At 44.7% G+C, this 19134-nt stretch carries 16 protein-coding genes; all 16 read left to right on the top strand.

The genetic code is table 11. From position 1 onward, the window contains the following. Positions 1-16: 16 nt before the first annotated feature. Positions 17-748, top strand: coding sequence for a UMP kinase (gene pyrH, locus OQJ75_RS00560; protein ID WP_009847418.1), 732 nt, complete (start codon positions 17-19; stop codon positions 746-748). 98 nt (positions 749-846) lie between these two features. Next, positions 847-1404, top strand: coding sequence for a ribosome recycling factor (gene frr, locus OQJ75_RS00555; protein WP_265970488.1), 558 nt, complete (start codon positions 847-849; stop codon positions 1402-1404). 98 nt (positions 1405-1502) lie between these two features. Continuing rightward, on the top strand, positions 1503-2255 hold the full coding sequence (locus OQJ75_RS00550) for an isoprenyl transferase (RefSeq protein WP_017060739.1): 753 nt from the start codon (positions 1503-1505) through the stop codon (positions 2253-2255). A 15-nt stretch (positions 2256-2270) separates the two neighbouring features. After that, complete coding sequence (locus OQJ75_RS00545; protein ID WP_265970487.1) at positions 2271-3113, top strand: phosphatidate cytidylyltransferase; 843 nt, start codon at positions 2271-2273, stop codon at positions 3111-3113. Between the two features lie 50 nt (positions 3114-3163). Continuing rightward, positions 3164-4372: a 1-deoxy-D-xylulose-5-phosphate reductoisomerase gene (ispC, locus tag OQJ75_RS00540; protein WP_265970486.1), complete on the top strand. Its 1209-nt coding sequence runs from the start codon at positions 3164-3166 to the stop codon at positions 4370-4372. Next, a complete protein-coding gene (rseP, locus tag OQJ75_RS00535) occupies positions 4369-5727 on the top strand; it encodes a sigma E protease regulator RseP (RefSeq protein WP_265970485.1) in 1359 nt (452 codons plus the stop codon). Before ispC ends, rseP begins: the two co-directional genes overlap by 4 nt. Before the next feature lie 48 nt (positions 5728-5775). After that, positions 5776-8181, top strand: a complete 2406-nt coding sequence (bamA, locus tag OQJ75_RS00530; RefSeq protein ID WP_248397538.1) for an outer membrane protein assembly factor BamA — start codon at positions 5776-5778, stop codon at positions 8179-8181. Positions 8182-8208: 27 nt separating this feature from the next. Beyond that, positions 8209-8709 carry an OmpH family outer membrane protein gene (locus OQJ75_RS00525; protein WP_017056311.1) on the top strand — a complete coding sequence of 167 codons (501 nt, stop codon included), beginning with the start codon at positions 8209-8211 and terminating at the stop codon, positions 8707-8709. Positions 8710-8714: 5 nt separating this feature from the next. Then, positions 8715-9746 (top strand): UDP-3-O-(3-hydroxymyristoyl)glucosamine N-acyltransferase, encoded by a 1032-nt coding sequence (gene lpxD / locus OQJ75_RS00520; protein ID WP_265970484.1) that lies wholly within the window; start codon positions 8715-8717, stop codon positions 9744-9746. 93 nt (positions 9747-9839) lie between these two features. Continuing rightward, positions 9840-10292, top strand: coding sequence for a 3-hydroxyacyl-ACP dehydratase FabZ (fabZ, locus tag OQJ75_RS00515; protein ID WP_009847408.1), 453 nt, complete (start codon positions 9840-9842; stop codon positions 10290-10292). 1 nt (position 10293) lies between these two features. Further along, positions 10294-11082, top strand: a complete 789-nt coding sequence (gene lpxA / locus OQJ75_RS00510; protein ID WP_048606664.1) for an acyl-ACP--UDP-N-acetylglucosamine O-acyltransferase — start codon at positions 10294-10296, stop codon at positions 11080-11082. Between the two features lie 128 nt (positions 11083-11210). Continuing rightward, positions 11211-12407, top strand: a complete 1197-nt coding sequence (lpxB, locus tag OQJ75_RS00505) for a lipid-A-disaccharide synthase (RefSeq protein WP_265970483.1) — start codon at positions 11211-11213, stop codon at positions 12405-12407. Between the two features lie 33 nt (positions 12408-12440). Next, positions 12441-13061 (top strand): ribonuclease HII, encoded by a 621-nt coding sequence (gene rnhB / locus OQJ75_RS00500; protein WP_265970482.1) that lies wholly within the window; start codon positions 12441-12443, stop codon positions 13059-13061. A gap of 113 nt (positions 13062-13174) precedes the next feature. Further along, positions 13175-16654 carry a DNA polymerase III subunit alpha gene (gene dnaE / locus OQJ75_RS00495; protein ID WP_265970481.1) on the top strand — a complete coding sequence of 1160 codons (3480 nt, stop codon included), beginning with the start codon at positions 13175-13177 and terminating at the stop codon, positions 16652-16654. 45 nt (positions 16655-16699) lie between these two features. Then, entirely contained in the window at positions 16700-17659 is a 960-nt protein-coding gene (gene accA, locus OQJ75_RS00490) for an acetyl-CoA carboxylase carboxyl transferase subunit alpha (RefSeq protein ID WP_008224015.1), read from the top strand. A gap of 126 nt (positions 17660-17785) precedes the next feature. Next, positions 17786-19120: a tRNA lysidine(34) synthetase TilS gene (gene tilS, locus OQJ75_RS00485; protein WP_265970480.1), complete on the top strand. Its 1335-nt coding sequence runs from the start codon at positions 17786-17788 to the stop codon at positions 19118-19120. The last annotated feature ends 14 nt before the right edge of the window (positions 19121-19134 follow it).

Genomic DNA, 19134 nt, shown 5'->3' with positions numbered 1-19134 from the left:
TTGGAAGGTAAACTCCATGACTACGAACCCTAAACCGGCGTATCAACGTATTCTGTTAAAACTTAGCGGTGAAGCACTACAAGGCGAAGAAGGTTTTGGTATTGACCCGACGATCCTTGATCGTATGGCTCAAGAAGTAAAAGAATTGGTTGAACTAGGTGTTCAAGTAGGTGTTGTTATCGGTGGCGGTAACCTTTTCCGTGGCGCAGGCCTTGCTGAAGCAGGTATGAACCGCGTTGTTGGTGACCACATGGGTATGCTTGCAACGGTAATGAACGGCCTTGCAATGCGTGACGCTCTACACCGTGCTTACGTAAACGCACGTGTAATGTCTGCAATCCCTCTTAAAGGTGTATGTGACGATTACAATTGGGCAGATGCAATCAGCCAACTACGTCAAGGTCGTGTTGTGATCTTCTCTGCAGGTACTGGTAACCCATTCTTCACTACAGATTCTGCTGCGTGTCTACGTGGTATCGAAATCGAAGCTGACGTAGTTCTAAAAGCGACGAAAGTAGATGGTGTATTTACTGCTGACCCAGTAGCAAACCCAGACGCAGAGCTGTATGATACTTTGTCTTACAACACGATTCTTGAGAAAGAATTGAAAGTAATGGATTTGGCTGCATTTACGCTAGCACGTGATCACAAAATGCCAATCCGTGTATTTAACATGAATAAACCAGGCGCACTACGTCGCGTGGTTATGGGTGAAACTGAAGGTACATTAATCAGCGACGCTGACTAATTTTTCGGGCTTACTGAGGTGTTATACTTTGGTAAGCTTATCCTTATCACTCCAAATAAAAAGCTTTCTTGAAGAAAGAACATAATCAAGGTGAAATTGTGATTAACGAAATCAAAAAAGACGCTCAAGAGCGCATGGTAAAAAGTGTTGATGCACTAAAAAACAGCCTGCAAAAGATTCGTACAGGCCGTGCGCACCCGAGCTTACTTTCTGGTCTTACTGTTGAGTACTACGGTGCTCCAACGCCTTTGACTCAAGTAGCTAACGTTATCGCTGAAGATGCACGTACACTAGCTATTACAGTGTTTGATAAAACACTGACTCCTCTAGTTGAAAAAGCAATCCTGACATCTGACCTAGGCCTAAACCCTATGTCTGCGGGTACAGTTATCCGTGTTCCACTTCCACCGCTAACGGAAGAGCGTCGTAAAGACCTAGTTAAAATCGTTCGTGGCGAAGCTGAAGGTGGCCGTGTTGCTATCCGTAACATCCGTCGTGATGCAAATGGTGATCTAAAAGCACTTCTTAAAGACAAAGAAATCTCTGAAGATGAAGATCGTAAAGCACAAGACGAAATTCAAAAGCTAACTGACGCTGCGGTTAAGAACGTAGACGAAGTTCTAGTTGTTAAAGAAAAAGAGTTGATGGAAGTTTAATTTTCCATATTCTTTTCTTTCCGGAAAAACGCTGTACTCACGGTGCAGCGTTTTTTTATGCTACTCTGTTCGACTATTAGAATTTGATTCACTCTTTTATGCATAATTCTCAAGCGTTCACAGACTCTCTTCCTAAACACATTGCTATCATTATGGATGGTAATGGTCGTTGGGCAAAAGCTAAGGGCAAGCCTCGCGTTTTTGGCCATAAAAACGGTGTTCAAGCCGTTCGTAAAACTATCTCTTCTGCAGCCAGACTTGGCATTAAAGCCGTTACTCTTTTTGCGTTTAGTAGCGAGAACTGGCGTCGTCCTGAAGAAGAAGTCGGTATCTTGATGGAACTGTTTATTTCAGTGCTGTCGAGTGAAGTAAAAAAGCTTCATAAAAATAATCTACAACTTCGTGTTATCGGTGATAAAAGTCGTTTCAATGATCGACTACAAAAGAAGATAGAAGAAGCGGAAGCTTTGACTAGCACCAATACCGGTATGGTTATTAATATTGCGGCTAACTACGGCGGTAAGTGGGATATTCAGCAAGCAATGACCTCTATTGCTCAACAGGTAAAGTCTGGCGATATTAATGTAGATGACATTGATGAAGCTATGATTACACAGCACCTGACGATGGCAGATATTCCTGAAGTCGATCTACTTATCCGTACCAGTGGCGAATGCCGCATTAGTAATTTTATGCTTTGGCAGTTGGCTTACGCCGAAATGTATTTCACTGAACAATTCTGGCCAGACTTTAATGAAGACAGCTTAGTAGAAGCTGTGACTTGGTTTGTGAACCGTGAGCGTCGTTTTGGATGCACTGGTGAGCAAATTAAAGCTCTGATGGACAGTTAATAAGGATTTTTTGGTTTGAAACAACGAATTATTACGGCGTTGATTTTAGCTCCCCTAGTTATTCTAGGTATTTTCGAGTTATCACTTCCTACATTTATTCTTTCACTAGCGGTAATCTCGCTATTGGGTTTTTGGGAGTGGACTCAGTTTGTTGAAAGCAAATCGCGTTATTTAGCGTTGATTCCAACGGTTGTGGTTAGTGCTGCAAGTTTTGCTTTTATCCCTTTTGATGCATTTAGCCTTAATAACTTGTCTACTGCTCACTACGCCATCCTAACGATTGGCTCGATTTGGTGGGTAATCGCGAGTGGCATGGCGGTGACTTATCCTAAGTCTATGCCCGCATGGAAAGACTCTTCTCTTCTTCGTCATGCCTTTGGTGTGCTAACTCTACTGCCATTCTTCTGGAGTGTGGTTATCCTACGTGCTAACGGTATCGATGTTGATCCTTACCACGGTGCAAAATTGGTGATGTTTGTTTGCTTGCTTGTTTGGGCTGCGGACAGCGGTGCTTATTTTTCAGGAAAGAGTTTTGGTAAGCGCAAAATGGCACCAGCGGTGAGCCCGAACAAGACGATTGAAGGTCTTATTGGGGGTATTATTACTGCGGTGATCGTGGCTTGGATCTTTGCTGACTTGTTTGACATCCAATTCACCAGTTCACTTCACATGATTGTTATTACCCTTGTGACTGTTGTTATTTCTGTTCTAGGTGACCTTGTTGAAAGCATGTTTAAGCGTGTTTCTGGGGTGAAAGACAGCAGTAATCTGATTCCTGGTCATGGTGGTATACTAGATAGAATAGATAGCTTAACAGCTGCATTCCCTGTCTTTGCTCTGCTTTATTTAGCATTCTAATAAAAAGGGCAGTGATTCTGCCCTTTACTACATTTCTACGGTCATATGTGATGCGAAATCTAACTATCCTTGGTGCAACCGGCTCAATTGGTGCAAGTACACTGAAAGTCGTTGAGCAAAACCCAGATCTCTATTCAGTGGTTGCACTGGCTGCTGGTTCGAATGTTGAAAAGATGCTGGCGCTAGTTGAAAAGTGGAAACCAAGCTATGTTGCTATGGCTTGTCCTGATGCAGCCTCTCAACTGACTGAGGTGTTGTCCGCCAGTTATCCTAACGTAAAAGTACTTTCAGGCACTGAAGGCATGTGTCTGGTTGCTTCTCTAGAGGAAGTGGACACGGTAATGGCTGCTATTGTTGGTGCCGCAGGTTTACTTCCTACTATGTCTGCGGTAAAGGCTGGGAAGCGTATCTTGCTTGCAAATAAAGAAGCCTTAGTGATGTCAGGACAGTTGTTCATCGACGCAGTAGAAAAATATGGCGCTGAGCTACTTCCTGTTGATAGTGAGCACAATGCTATCTTTCAATGCTTACCGAAAAATGTACAAACCCATCTAGGTCGTTGTAATCTGGAAGATAGTGGTATCAACCATATTCTCTTGACGGGTTCTGGCGGTCCTTTCCGCTATACCGATGTTACAGAGCTTGAATCCGTTACTCCTGAGCGCGCTATCGCACACCCTAATTGGTCTATGGGTCCTAAGATCTCGGTCGATTCAGCAACTATGATGAATAAGGGCTTAGAGTACATTGAGGCGAAATGGTTATTTAATGCCTCTCAAGAACAGTTGAAAGTGATTATCCATCCTCAGTCTGTGATTCATTCTATGGTCCAGTACAAAGATGGCTCTGTGCTTGCTCAAATGGGCGAACCTGATATGGCGACGCCAATTGCTTTGACGATGTCTTACCCTGAGCGCACAGAAGCGGGTGTTAAGCCTCTGGATTTCACCAAAGTGGGCGAGCTTACTTTCCTAGAACCAGATTTTAGCCGTTATCCATGTTTAAGATTAGCAATTGAAGCTTGCTACCTAGGACAGCATGCTACAACAGCAATTAACGCGGCAAACGAAATTGCAGTCGATGCTTTCTTGAACAATCGAGTGAAGTTTACCGATATTGCTATTATTAACGAGCATGTTATGAGCAAAGTATGTGAACAACATAACTCTGAGGGCTTAGATAGCTTGGAAAGCCTTCTCGAGCTCGATAATATGTCTCGTCAAATAGCCATTCAATTTATTAAAGAGCAGCTAGCATGACTGGAATTCTGTGGAACTTCGCATCCTTTATTGTAGCGCTTGGTATTCTGGTCGCTGTTCATGAATTTGGACACTTCTGGGTTGCTCGCCGCTGTGGTGTAAAAGTTGAGAAATTCTCGATTGGTTTTGGTAAATCAATCTGGAGTAAAGTTGGCCGTGATGGCACAGAGTACAGCTTGTCTGTCATTCCATTAGGCGGTTACGTTAAGATGCTTGATGGTCGTGTAGACGATCTTTCTGAAGAAGAACAACAATACGCTTTTGATAAGAAGCCATTGTGGAAAAGAACTGCAATAGTTGGGGCAGGTCCTGCGTTTAATTTTATCTTTGCCGTTTTTGCGTATTGGCTAGTATTTTTGATTGGCGTACCGGCAGTTAAACCCGTAATTGGTGAAGTTACTCCGCAATCTATTGCTGCACAAGCCGGAATTGAAACTGGAATGGAACTTAAATCTATTTCAGGAATCAAAACCGCAGATTGGGAATCAGTCAATATGGGTTTGATATCGCATATTGGTGACCAATCGATGACTGTAACGGTTGCCTCTCAAGACGATATCGGCTTTGAACAACAGATGATATTGGATATTTCAGACTGGTCGTTTAACCCAGAAACTGAATCTGCAATGACAACGCTGGGTTTTAGACCGTATTCTCCAGAGATATCGACAGTGCTTGCTCAAGTCATTGATGACGGTGCGGCATACGATGCCGGAGTAGAGGCTGGCGACAAAATTGTTGAGATTAATGGGCAGCCTATTGAACAGTGGCAGTCGGTTGTTGAGTTAATCCGTTCGAATCCGATGACATCCTTGGACCTTGTGGTCTTACGAAATGGTACTGAACAGTCATTAGTTATGACGCCAAAAAGCCGCGAGCTTTCTGATGGTTCCACAATCGGCTATGCAGGTATTGCTCCAGAAGTCGCAGAATGGCCAGAAGATTATCGCTTTGAGTTACAATTTGGTGTAATTGAGTCTGTAGGAAAAGCATTTGATAAAACAGGTCAGATCATTGGGTTGACGCTGACAATGCTTAAGAAGCTCATTGTTGGTGATGTTGGCTTGAATAACTTAAGTGGCCCGATTTCAATAGCTAAAGGTGCAGGGACAACCGCCGATTACGGTTTGGTTTATTTCTTAGGCTTTTTGGCTCTGATTAGTGTTAACTTAGGGATTATTAATTTGGTTCCGCTGCCTATGCTTGATGGCGGACATTTGCTGTTTTTCGCTATTGAGGCTGTTACTCGTAAACCTGTTCCTGAAAAAATTCAGGAAATTGGATACAGAGTGGGAGGTGCAATCCTCTTCTCTTTGATGGCTCTGGCAATATTTAATGACTTTACTCGTCTGTGAATGGTTTCTCACAGGAATTGGTAGTAGCAAGGAATAATTAGAATAAGTATGGCGATTAAGCAAATTCTGTTCGCAAGTCTATTGGCCACTAGCGTGGCTGCGAACGGAGCACAAAACTTTGTGGTTCAAGATATCAAGATCGAAGGTTTACAGCGTGTTGCACTTGGTGCTGCTCTACTCAAAATGCCAGTGCGTATTGGCGATGAAGTGGATGAAAGCGATGTGTCTGAGATCATTCGTGCATTGTATGCTTCAGGTAACTTTGAGGACGTTAAAGTCCTTCGCGATGAAGGTGTTTTAGTTGTTCAAGTGAAAGAACGACCGACTATCGCGAGCATTTCATTCTCGGGTAACAAAGCGATCAAAGAAGAGCAACTTCAGCAGAACCTAGATGCGTCTGGTGTTCGTGAAGGTGAAGCCCTTGACCGCACTACACTGAGTAACATTGAGAAAGGCCTTGAAGATTTTTACTACAGTGTTGGTAAGTACAACGCGACAGTAAAAGCGGTTGTGACGCCTTTGCCTCGCAACCGTTCTGACCTTAAATTTGTGTTTACTGAAGGCGTATCAGCTAAGATCCAGCAAATCAACTTTATCGGTAACGAAGTTTTCTCTGACGCTGAACTCCTAAGTCGTTTCAACCTGAATGTTGATGTTGCATGGTGGAATTTCCTGGCGGATGAAAAATACCAGAAGCAAGTATTAGCCGGTGATATTGAAGCGCTGAAATCTTACTACCTTGATCGTGGTTACCTTAAGTTTAAGGTGGACTCAACTCAGGTGGCGATCTCTCCAGACAAGAAAGGTGTTTACATCACACTTGGCCTTGATGAAGGCGAAGCTTACACCGTTAAAGATGTCTCTTTCCGTGGTGAGCTAATCGGCCGAGAGGCTGATTTCGAAGCGTTAGTGCCATTTGAAGACGGCGATACTTATAACGGCTCCTCGGTAACGTCTTTGGAAGAGAATGTAAAACGAATTCTTGGTGAATCTGGCTATGCCTACCCACAAGTTCGCACTATTCCAGAATTTGATGATGAAACCAAAGAAGTTTCGTTAGTGATCAATGTAGAAGCGGGGAGTCGTATCTACGTTCGTGATATTCGTTTTACGGGTAACAACTCAACCAAAGATGAAGTGTTACGTCGCGAGATGCGTCAGATGGAAGGAAGTTGGCTTAACTCGAGATCGATTGATACCGGTAAGAGTCGCCTGAACCGTTTAGGTTACTTTGAAACTGTGGATGTACAAACCGTACGAGTCCCAGGTAGTGAAGATCAAGTTGATTTGGTTTACAACGTTAAGGAAGCAAACTCGGGCAGCATCAACTTTGGTGTTGGCTACGGTACTGAATCAGGTGTCAGCTTCCAAGTTGGTTTACAGCAAGATAACTTTGCGGGTTCAGGTAATCGTGTTGGCGTAAGTGCCATGATGAACGACTACCAAAAGAACGTGAGCTTAGACTACCGTGACCCATACTGGAACCTTGATGGTGTGAGTTTAGGCGGTAAGATCTTCTACAACGAATTTGAAGCATCTGAAGCGGGCATTGTCGACTATACCAACCAAAGTTACGGTACTAGCCTAACATGGGGTTTCCCTATGGATGAGCTGAACCGTCTTGAGTTTGGTGTTGGCTATACGCACAACAAGATCGGTAACGTTCCGACCTATATCCAAGTTGAACAATTCGCGAGAAGTATTAACCAATATGGTGACGAACACATCCTAACCAATGACTTCGATATCAATATCTCTTGGACTCGTAACAATCTTAACCGTGGTTTCTTCCCAACCGAGGGTAACCACCAACGTGCTTTCGCTAAAATGACAGTACCAGGCTCTGATGCTCAGTACTTCAAAATGCAGTACGATGTAAAACATTACATCCCGCTGACCAAAAAGCATGAGTTCACACTATTGATGCGTGGCCGATTAGGCTATGGTAATGGTTATGGTCAAACGGATGGTAATGATAACTTGTTCCCATTCTACGAGAACTACTACGCGGGTGGTTTTACTACTCTACGTGGTTTTGGTTCTAACTCGGCAGGCCCGAAAGCTGTTTACGGAAGCAGTACGGGTAACAACCCAACCTACGATACCGCTACGGATGATTCTGTAGGTGGTAACGCGGTTGCCTTAGCAAGTTTAGAGTTAATCGTACCTACGCCGTTTGCTTCTGATGAAGCGCGTAGCCAAATTCGAACCAGCGTCTTCTTCGACATGGCAAGTGTATGGGATACCGAGTTCGTAGATCGTGGCGCACCTAACAGTGGCAGCAAGTACTACTACGATTATTCTGATCCAACCAATTATCGCTCATCTTATGGTGCCGCTCTTCAATGGATGTCACCAATGGGCCCACTGGTTTTCTCTCTAGCGAAACCAATTAAAGTTTACGAAGGTGATGATGAGGAATTCTTCACATTTACCATTGGTAGAACTTTCTAATATTTAAAGGACAATATTTTGAAAAATATGATTAAAGCAGCAGGTTTAGGCCTTGTAGTTCTTAGCTCTTCTTTTTTTGCAACAGCTGCCGAAGCTGCGCAAAAAGTGGGTTATGTAAACACTGCACAAGTATTCCAGGCTTTACCTCAGCGTGAAGTTGTTCTTCAAAAAATGCAGGAAGAGTTCAAAGATAAAGCGGCTGAACTACAGAGTATTCAAGCTGAAGCAAAGACTAAGATTGAAAAGCTTAAGCGTGATGGCGAACTACTAGGCCCTGACGAAGTTGAGAAGCTACGTATCGAAGTAGGCCAGCTAGACAGCAAATACAAGATCAAAGCTCAAGCACTAGAAAAAGCAAGCCAACGTCGTGAAGCACAAGAGAAGCAGAAGCTATTCAAAGTGATTCAAGATGCTGTAACGAAAGTTGCAGAGAAAGAAGGCTACGACATGATCGTTGATATTCAAGCTCTGCAATACGGCAAGCCAGAATACAACATCTCTGAGAAAGTAATTAAAGCACTGAAATAAGTTTTATGAAGAATCTGACTTTAGCCGAATTGGCAACGATTACCGGGGGAGAGCTACACGGAGATGGTACTATTACCGTTTCAGCAGTCGCTCCTATGGATAAAGCGCAAGAAGGTAACATTACGTTCATTTCTAACGTGAAGTACAGCAAGCACTTAGGTGACTGTAAAGCATCCGCTATTATGGTTAAAGAGAGTGAGCGTGAACTGTGTAAGACTAACGTGATTGTGGTTAATGACCCTTACGTTGCTTTTGCTAAAGTTGCTCAAGCGCTTGATACTACTCCAGCACCCGCTGCGGCTATTGCTGATTCAGCTTCAATTGCAGGCGATGCAACTATTGGACAAAACGTGTCTATTGGTGCAAACGCTGTGATTGAGTCTGGTGTTGTTCTTGGTGACGATGTAATCATCGGTGCAGGTTGCTTTATTGGTAAAAACGCAAAGATTGGCTCCGGCACTAAGTTGTGGGCAAATGTAAGCATTTACCATGAAGTTGTTATTGGCGATGCTTGTTTGATCCAATCAAGCACTGTCGTTGGCTCTGATGGCTTTGGCTATGCAAACGAGAAAGGCGAGTGGGTTAAGATTCCACAAGTCGGTTCAGTTCGTATTGGTAATCGCGTAGAAATTGGCGCGTGTACAACCATCGATCGTGGCGCGTTAGACGATACTGTGATTGAAGATAATGTTATCTTAGATAACCAACTTCAAATTGCTCACAACGTTCACATCGGATATGGTTCTGCCCTTGCAGGTGGTACTATTGTGGCTGGCAGCACAACGATAGGTAAGTACTGTATTATTGGTGGTGGCTGTGTGATTAATGGTCACATTGAAATCGTTGACGGTGTTACGATTACCGGTATGGGTATGGTAATGCGCAGCATCACTGAGAAAGGCATGTACTCTTCGGGTATTCCTTTACAGCCGAACAAAGATTGGCGTAAAACAGCAACGCGTGTTCATCGTATTGATGAAATGAACAAGCGTTTGAAAACCGTTGAAAAACTTATTGAGAAGAGCGCGGAATCATAATTCCAGCATTTCTAATAAAAGGCTCGCGTACAGCGAGTCTTTTTCGTTTATAATCCTTCTAATTAAATAAAGAATATACATAGGAATACGACTTTGACTACTGAACAGACAACGATGAACATTACTGAAATTCAGGAACTATTACCTCATCGCTACCCATTCTTAATGGTTGATCGTGTGACTAGCTTTGAAAAAGAAAAAACACTGACCGCGATTAAGAATGTCTCTGTTAACGAACCTCAGTTCACAGGCCACTTCCCTCAACTTCCTGTATTCCCAGGCGTGCTGATCTTAGAAGCAATGGCACAAGCCACGGGCCTTCTAGCATTTAAATCTTTCGGTGCGCCTTCTGGTAACGAGTTGTACTACTTTGCTAGCGTAGATAAAGCTAAATTCCGTAAGCCAGTGGTACCTGGTGACCAACTGGTTATCGAAGTTGAATTCTTAAAAGAGCGTCGTGGCATCGCATCGTTTAACGGCGTTGCTAAAGTTGACGGCGTGGTTGTATGTTCAGCTGAACTTAAATGTGCTCGTAGAGAGTTTTAATATGATTCATGAAACAGCGAAAATTCACCCGGCAGCAGTAATCGAAGGTGATGTAACTATCGGTGCTAACGTGACGGTTGGGCCTTTCACTTACATTGCTGGTAACGTGACAATTGGTGACGACACTGAAGTGATGTCGCATGTTGTGATCAAAGGTCATACAACCATTGGTAAAGAAAATCGCATCTTCCCACACGCTGTTATTGGTGAAGAAAATCAAGACAAGAAATACGGCGGTGAAGAGACAACCGTTGTGATCGGTGATCGCAACGTGATCCGTGAAGCGGTTCAAATCCATCGTGGTACGGTTCAAGACAAAGCAACCACAGTGATTGGTGATGACAACTTACTTTGTGTTAATGCTCACGTAGCGCACGATGTTATTGTTGGTAACCACACTCACATTGGTAACAACGCTATCCTTGGCGGTCACGTAACTGTTGGCGACTACGCTGGTGTAATGGCACTTTCTGCGATTCACCCGTTCTGTTCGATTGGTGCTTACGCTTACATTGGTGGCTGTTCAGCTGTTGTTCAAGATGTACTGCCGTACGTGCTTGCACAGGGTAACCACGCTGCTCCATTCGGTCTTAACTTAGTAGGCTTGAAGCGTAACGGATTTGAGAAACCTGAAATTCGTGCACTACAGAAAGCGTACAAAGAATTATACCGTTCAGGTAAAACACTTGAAGAAGCGAAAGCGGCTTTAGTTGAAATGGCAAAAGAGTTTACTTCGGTAGCGCCTATGCTAGAAATGCTAGAGAACTCTGAGCGCGGTATTATTCGTTAATACTTGATGTGGTTATGTACCAATCAATGTGAGTATGACAATCATTACTTCATCAGAATGGTATAACAAAAAGATCGCTACTTGTTAGGCGGTCTTTTTTGTTTTAGGCAACAAGGGAATTGAAAAATATGGCACAGCAAGAAACACAAACCAATAGCTCGGACTTTGTTTCGAATGAACCTCTGCGCGTAGGTATCGTTGTCGGAGAACTCTCTGGTGACACGCTTGGCGAAGGTTTTATCAAAGCAATCAAATCACAATACCCGAATGTTGAATTTGTCGGTATTGGCGGACCAAAAATGAAGGCGCTTGGTTGTGAGTCTCTTTTTGAGATGGAAGAGCTGGCTGTCATGGGCTTAGTTGAAGTACTTGGTCGTTTACCTCGCTTATTAAAAGTGAAAGCGGAGCTGGTGAAGTATTTCACTCAAAACCCGCCAGATGTTTTTGTGGGTATCGATGCACCTGACTTCAACCTAAGACTTGAGTTAGACCTTAAGAAAGCCGGCATCAAAACGGTGCATTACGTGAGTCCTTCAGTATGGGCTTGGCGTCCAAAGCGTATCTTTAAAATTGACAAAGCAACCGACTTAGTCCTAGCTTTCTTGCCGTTCGAAAAAGCGTTTTACGATAAATATAACGTTGCCTGTGAGTTTGTTGGCCACACGCTGGCAGACGCGATTCCTTTAGAACCAAGTAAACAAGATGCTCGAGAGTTTTTAGGTCTTGATCAAGACAAGCAGTGGTTAGCAGTATTGCCGGGCAGTCGTGGTGGTGAGATGGGTTTGATTGCTCAACCATTTATCGAAACTTGCCAGCGTATTAAACAGAAGTATCCGGACATCAATTTTGTTGTTGCGCTCGTTAATGAGCAGCGTAAAAAGCAGTTTACTGAAATCTGGCAATCGACCGCACCTGAGCTTGAATTCACGTTAGTCGAAGATACGGCAACCAACGTGATTACCGCTGCTGATTCTGTGCTTTTGGCTTCAGGTACCGTGGCTCTTGAATGTATGTTACTTAAACGCCCTATGGTGGTTGGTTACAAAGTAAATAAGCTGACGGGTTACATTGTTAAGAAATTGGCGATCACTGAGTTTGTGTCACTGCCGAATATTTTGGCTGGTGAGGAGATCGTGAAAGAGCATATTCTTGAAGAGTGCCACCCAGACTTTTTGTTCCCGTCTGTCGATAAGATGCTATCAGCCGATAACAGTGCCTTGATCGAACGCTTTACCGAGATGCATCATTGGATCCGCAAAGACGCAGACAAACAAGCCGCTAACGCAGTATTGAAATTGATTGACCGACCTTTTGTTGAAGCATAAAGCGCTTACTTACAGAACATTAAGAGATTAGTTATGGCAGTAAAAGAGAAAAAAGAGCTTCCTCCATTTGAATACCCGCAAGGCTACCACTTGTTTGCTGGCGTGGATGAAGTCGGACGTGGTCCTTTGGTTGGCGACGTGGTCACTGCTGCAGTTATCCTCGATCCAAACAATCCTATCGAAGGTTTGAACGACTCAAAGAAACTGTCTGAGAAAAAGCGTCTTGCGTTGCTTCCTGAAATCAAAGAGAAAGCTTTGGCGTGGTCTGTGGGCCGTTGTTCCCCACAAGAAATCGATGAGTTAAATATTCTACAAGCAACCATGGTAGCGATGCAGCGTGCTATTGCAGGACTTAGCATTCAGCCAGATATGGCTCTGATCGATGGTAACCGTGTTCCAGAATTACCTATGGATGGTTTGGCAATTGTAAAAGGGGATTTGCGAGTTGCTGAAATCAGCGCAGCGTCTATCATCGCTAAAGTGGTTCGTGACCAAGAGATGGAAGATCTTGATAAACTTCATCCAGAGTTTGGTTTTGCTAAACATAAAGGTTACCCGACCAAGGCGCATTTCGAAGCGATTGAAAAACATGGTGTAACTGAGCATTACCGTAAGAGCTTTAAGCCAGTAAAACGTGTTCTTGGTATAGATTAGAGCTTTATATTAACTAGAGTTTGGCAGCGAATAAAGTTGCTAACTTGCGGTAGAAAAAAATAGAATACACACAGTTGTAATCCTAGGCTAAAACCTAGAAATCAGGAAAAATAATGTCAGATCCAAAATTTGTTCACCTACGCGTACACAGTGACTTTTCGATGGTGGATGGCCTCTCTAAGGTGCCGCCATTAGTTAAAAAAGTTGCTGAAATGGGTATGCCTGCTCTAGCATTGACCGACTTTACCAACCTGTGTGGTTTGGTGAAGTTTTACGGTACTGCCCATGGGTGTGGGGTTAAACCTATTATTGGTGCTGACTTCTTGATGCAGTCTCCGGAGTTCGGTGACGAGTTGACTAAGCTCACCGTTATCGCAACGGATAATAAAGGTTATAACAACCTAACGTTGCTTATCTCGAAAGCTTACCTTCGTGGTCATGTTCAACATCAGCCTGTTATTGATAAAGAGTGGTTGATTGAACATGCTGAAGGCCTGATTCTTTTATCGGGTGCGAAAGAAGGTGAGGTTGGTAAGGCGTTGCTAAAAGGCAACCATGAGTTGGTTGCAAGTAGTGTCGAGTTTTACAAAACACACTTTGCCGACCGTTTTTATTTGGAACTGATCCGTACAGGACGTCCTGATGAAGAGTCTTATCTGCACTTTGCGCTAGAACTGGCCGAGCAAGAAGACCTGCCAGTTGTCGCGACCAACGAAGTGGTATTTATTTCTGAAGATCTTTTTGATGCTCATGAAATCCGTGTAGCGATTCACGACGGCTTCACGATGGTTGATCCACGTCGACCAAAAAACTACAGCCCACAACAGTACCTACGTAGCGAAGAAGAGATGTGTGAGCTGTTCTCAGACATCCCTGAAGCATTGGAAAACAGTGTTGAGATTGCCAAGCGTTGTAATGTAACCGTTCGATTAGGCGAATACTTCCTGCCTAACTTCCCAACGGAAGGTTTGGCGATTGAAGACTTCTTGATCAAGAAGTCAGAAGAAGGCCTTGAGCGACGTCTAGCGTTCCTATTTCCAGATGAAAAAGTGCGTGCAGAGCGCAGGCCGGAATACGATGAGCGACTCAAGATCGAGCTCGAAGTTGTCAATAACATGGGGTTCCCGGGCTACTTCTTGATCGTAATGGAGTTCATCCAGTGGTCAAAAGACAACGATGTGCCCGTAGGTCCTGGGCGTGGTTCTGGTGCCGGTTCTTTGGTGGCTTACGCACTTGATATCACCGATCTTGATCCACTTGAATACGATCTCCTTTTCGAACGTTTCTTGAACCCAGAACGTGTATCCATGCCCGATTTCGATATCGACTTCTGTATGGATAAGCGTGATCAAGTTATTGATCACGTTGCTGAGATGTACGGTCGTGATGCCGTTTCTCAGATTATCACCTTTGGTACTATGGCGGCAAAAGCGGTAATCCGCGACGTAGGCCGTGTACTGGGTCACCCGTTTGGTTTCGTCGATCGAATTTCAAAGCTTGTACCGCCAGATCCGGGTATGACGCTAGAGAAAGCATTCCTTGCTGAACCTGCATTGCCAGAGCTTTACGATGGCGATGAAGAAGTTCGTGAGCTGATTGATAAGTGTCGCATCCTTGAAGGTTGTACGCGAAATGCCGGTAAGCACGCAGGTGGTGTTGTTATCTCACCCACCACGATCACTGATTTTGCGCCAATCTATGCCGACGCAGAAGGTAACTTCCCGGTAACGCAATTCGATAAGAATGACGTTGAAACCGCTGGTTTGGTTAAGTTCGACTTCTTGGGTCTACGTACTCTGACCATCATCGATTGGGCGTTAGGCCTCGTAAACCCTCGCCTGAAGAAAGAGGGTAAAGAGCCGGTTCGTATCGAGTCGATTCCTCTTGATGACCAAGCGTCATTTAACCTATTACAAAATTCTGAAACCACCGCGGTATTCCAGCTGGAATCGCGTGGTATGAAAGACCTGATCAAACGTCTACAACCGGACTGTTTTGAAGATATTATCGCATTGGTAGCCCTGTTCCGTCCGGGCCCTCTGCAATCAGGCATGGTAGATAACTTTATCGACCGTAAACACGGCCGAGAAGCGGTTTCTTACCCTGATGAAACGTGGCAGCACGAATCGCTTAAAGAGACACTAGAACCTACCTACGGCATCATCCTGTATCAAGAACAGGTAATGCAAATCGCACAGATCCTTGCTGGCTATACGCTTGGCGGAGCGGATATGTTGCGTCGTGCGATGGGTAAGAAAAAGCCAGAAGAGATGGCAAAGCAGCGTGGTACCTTTAAAGAGGGTGCTGAAGCCAATGGTGTTGATGGTGAACTAGCCATGAAGATCTTTGACTTGGTAGAGAAATTTGCGGGCTACGGCTTTAACAAATCTCACTCCGCAGCATACGCACTGGTTTCTTATCAAACGCTATGGCTGAAAACGCACTACCCAGCGGAATTTATGGCTGCGGTAATGACGGCGGATATGGATAACACTGAGAAGGTTATCGGCCTTGTTGATGAATGTTTCCGTATGAAGCTCAAGCTTTTACCACCAGATATCAACTCGGGTCTGTACCGCTTTAACGTCGATGAAGATGGCGCGATTGTTTATGGCATCGGTGCGATCAAAGGGGTCGGTGAAGGCCCTATTGAAGCGATCATTGAAGCGCGAAACAAAGGCGGTTACTTTAAAGACTTATTCGACTTCTGTGCACGCCTTGACCTGAAGAAGGTTAATAAACGTGTTATCGAAAAGTTGATTCTATCCGGAGCCTTAGATAGATTAGGTCCTCACCGAGCGGCAATGATGGCATCTTTGAAAGATGCGGTGAAGGCGGCGAGCCAACATCACCATGCCGAGTCTTTTGGTCAATCTGATATGTTTGGTGTGTTGACCGACGCTCCGGAAGAGGTTGAGCACAAGTATACCCAAGTGCCTAAATGGCCTGAGAAGGTTTGGCTTGAGGGTGAACGTGAAACGCTTGGCTTGTATTTAACGGGTCACCCGGTTAACGCTTACATCAAAGAGTTAGCGAAATACACCAGCTGTCGCTTAAAAGATGCGACGCCAACGCGTCGTGACCAATCACTAACAATTGCGGGCTTGGTGATTGCTGCTAGAGTGATGACGACGAAGCGCGGTACGCGAATCGGTTTGATGACACTTGATGACCGTTCGGGCCGAATGGAAGTGATGTTGTTCTCAGATGCGCTCGATCGCTACGCAGAATTGCTCGAAAAAGACAAAATTGTGGTCGTTTCCGGACAGGTCAGCTTTGATGATTTCAATGGCGGGCTTAAAATGTCCGCGCGCGAGGTCATGGACTTAGGAAGCGCCCGTGAGAAATATGCTCGTGGGGTGTCGATATCTATCGACCAATCCCAAATTAACGGTCAATTTTTTGAACGCTTTAGTCAAATCTTAGAACCTTATAGAGCCGGAACGGTCCCAGTCAATGTATACTACCAGCGTGCCGACGCTAGAGCGCGGTTAACATTGGGCACAGAATGGCGTGTGACGCCAAGTGATACATTACTAGACGAATTAAAACAGCTGCTTGGAAATCGCCAAGTAGAACTCGAATTTAACTAAAATTTAGCTTCGCGAATGCGGAGCTGAATCAACAAGGATTCATAGATGAGCCTGAACTTTCTAGAATTTGAAAAGCCTATCGCTGAACTTGAAGCAAAAATCGAAGCGCTACGTGACGTTTCGCGTCACGGTGGTGACACAGCGGTAGATCTAGACAAAGAAATCGAACAACTAGAGAAAAAAAGCTTAGAGCTTAAACAGAAAATCTTTAGTGACTTAGGTGCATGGCAGGTAGCTCAACTTGCTCGTCACCCTCAGCGTCCTTACACCAAAGATTACCTGGAGCATGCATTCACAGAGTTTGAAGAGATGGCGGGCGATCGCGCTTACGCTGACGACAAAGCTATTGTGGGTGGTATGGCTCGTCTAAATGGCCGTCCTGTTATGGTTATTGGTCACCAGAAAGGTCGTGAGACAAAAGAGAAAGTGATCCGTAACTTTGGTATGCCAAAGCCAGAAGGTTACCGTAAGGCGCTACGTCTAATGGAAACCGCTGAGCGTTTCAACATGCCTATCATTACTTTCATCGACACAGCGGGCGCATACCCAGGTGTTGGTGCTGAAGAGCGTGGTCAATCTGAAGCTATCGCGAAAAACCTAAAGGTTATGGCTGGTCTTTCTGTTCCAGTTATCTGTAACGTTGTAGGTGAAGGCGGTTCTGGTGGTGCACTAGCGATTGGTGTTGGTGACTACGTGAACATGCTTCAGTACTCTACGTACTCAGTAATCTCTCCAGAAGGTTGTGCTTCAATCTTATGGCGTGATTCAGACAAAGCACCACAAGCAGCAGAAGCGATGGGCCTAATTGCTCCTCGTCTTAAAGAGCTTGAGCTTATCGACGAAATCATTCCTGAGCCTCTAGGTGGCGCGCACCGTGACCCAGTACAGACTGCTCAGAACATGAAAGACATGCTAGTTAAACAGCTAGAAGAGCTAGAGCAGTTTGATAACGAAACGCTTCTTGAGCGTCGTTACCAGCGTCTAATGAGCTACGGCTACTGCTGATAGGCTGCCTTATCAATAAGGCCTGCTTAACGTAACAAGTTGATGAAAGGGTTGGACTCAGTGCCAACCCTTTTTTATTATTAAAACATTATCCCTTCACACACGACCTCTTGGTTTATTCGCCTCATGACGCACCTAATCGAAACCTTCACATCCGTACTTAACCAAAGCTCACTTAAGCCTCGTAGGTTGGTGGTCGCTTTCAGTGGTGGTGTTGATTCACGAGTGTTGTTGGAGTTATCCGCTCAATATGCTCAAGCGCACGAGATTGAGTGCCATGCGGTTCATGTTCATCATGGCCTAAGCAAGAATGCAGATCTCTGGGTAGAACAATGCCAAATATGGTGTAATGCTTTGTCTATTCCACTAGCTATTGAGCGAGTGTCGCTGGATGTTAACTGTGGGGAAAGCATAGAAAAGCTTGCCAGAGATGCTCGATACCAGGCCTTCAAACAACACATTCAATACGGCGATGTACTTGTCACTGGTCAACACATCGATGACCAAGTAGAAACTTTCCTGTTAGCGTTAAAGCGCGGCAGTGGTCCGAAAGGCCTCTCTTCAATGGCTGAAGTCATGCCGTTTACTGATGCTCATATTGTTCGCCCTATGCTATCGGTAACCCGAACCGAGATTGAAGCAGCCGCTCATGACATGGGCTTAACTTGGGTCGAAGATGAAAGTAATCAGGATGTGCGTTTCGACCGTAACTTTATTCGCCACCAAGTGACTCCGGTGCTGACCGAGCGTTGGCCGAGCTTTCGTGAGTCGGTCAGTCGCAGTGCTCGGCTTTGTGCGGAGCAAGAGTTATTGCTCGATGAGTTGCTTGAATCACACTTTCAGCAAGCTTTGGGAGATAGCCAGAGCTTAAACATTGAGGCGTTATCTCAACACTCAGACTTGTTACGAGCACGACTGCTAAGAATGTGGTTGAGTCATTGTAATCAAGCAATGCCGAGTCAAAAGCAGCTCAAGCTTATCTGGAATGAAGTAGCGTGTGCTCAGGCGGATGCCAACCCTAAACTGGTGTTGAGTGATGTTGAGGTTAGGCGTTTTAATCATCAGCTCTACATAGTGAAAGAGACTAAAGACTTGTCTAGTTGGCAAGCTGATGTTGGGCTTGGTGATAGCTTGGAACTGCCCGATGGTTTAGGGGATTTACAATTAATGCCATCACAGAGTGATGCTGTATCGAATGGTAGCGATTCACAAAACTTCAGTTTGAAGGACTCAAGCGGAGCGCTACGAGTGATCTTCAGCCCTGAAGGATTATCTGCGCATCCTGTTGGGCGCGGTCATAGCAGGAAGCTGAAGAAGTTGTTTCAAGAGTACCAAGTACCCAGTTGGTTAAGACGCAGAACGCCGATACTAATGGATGGCGATCGAGTGATCGCTGTTTTAGGCTTATTCGTAGATAAAAACTACGAAGGTCAAGATTGTGAAGCGCTTTGGAGCAAGTAGAAAAAGTTTGTGTC

Origin of the sequence: Vibrio sp. 14G-20, assembly GCF_026241515.1 — a bacterium.
Classification (GTDB): Bacteria; Pseudomonadota; Gammaproteobacteria; order Enterobacterales; family Vibrionaceae; genus Vibrio.
Note: the sequence above shows the minus strand (reverse complement) of the source record. Positions and strands in the feature narration are given on the sequence as shown.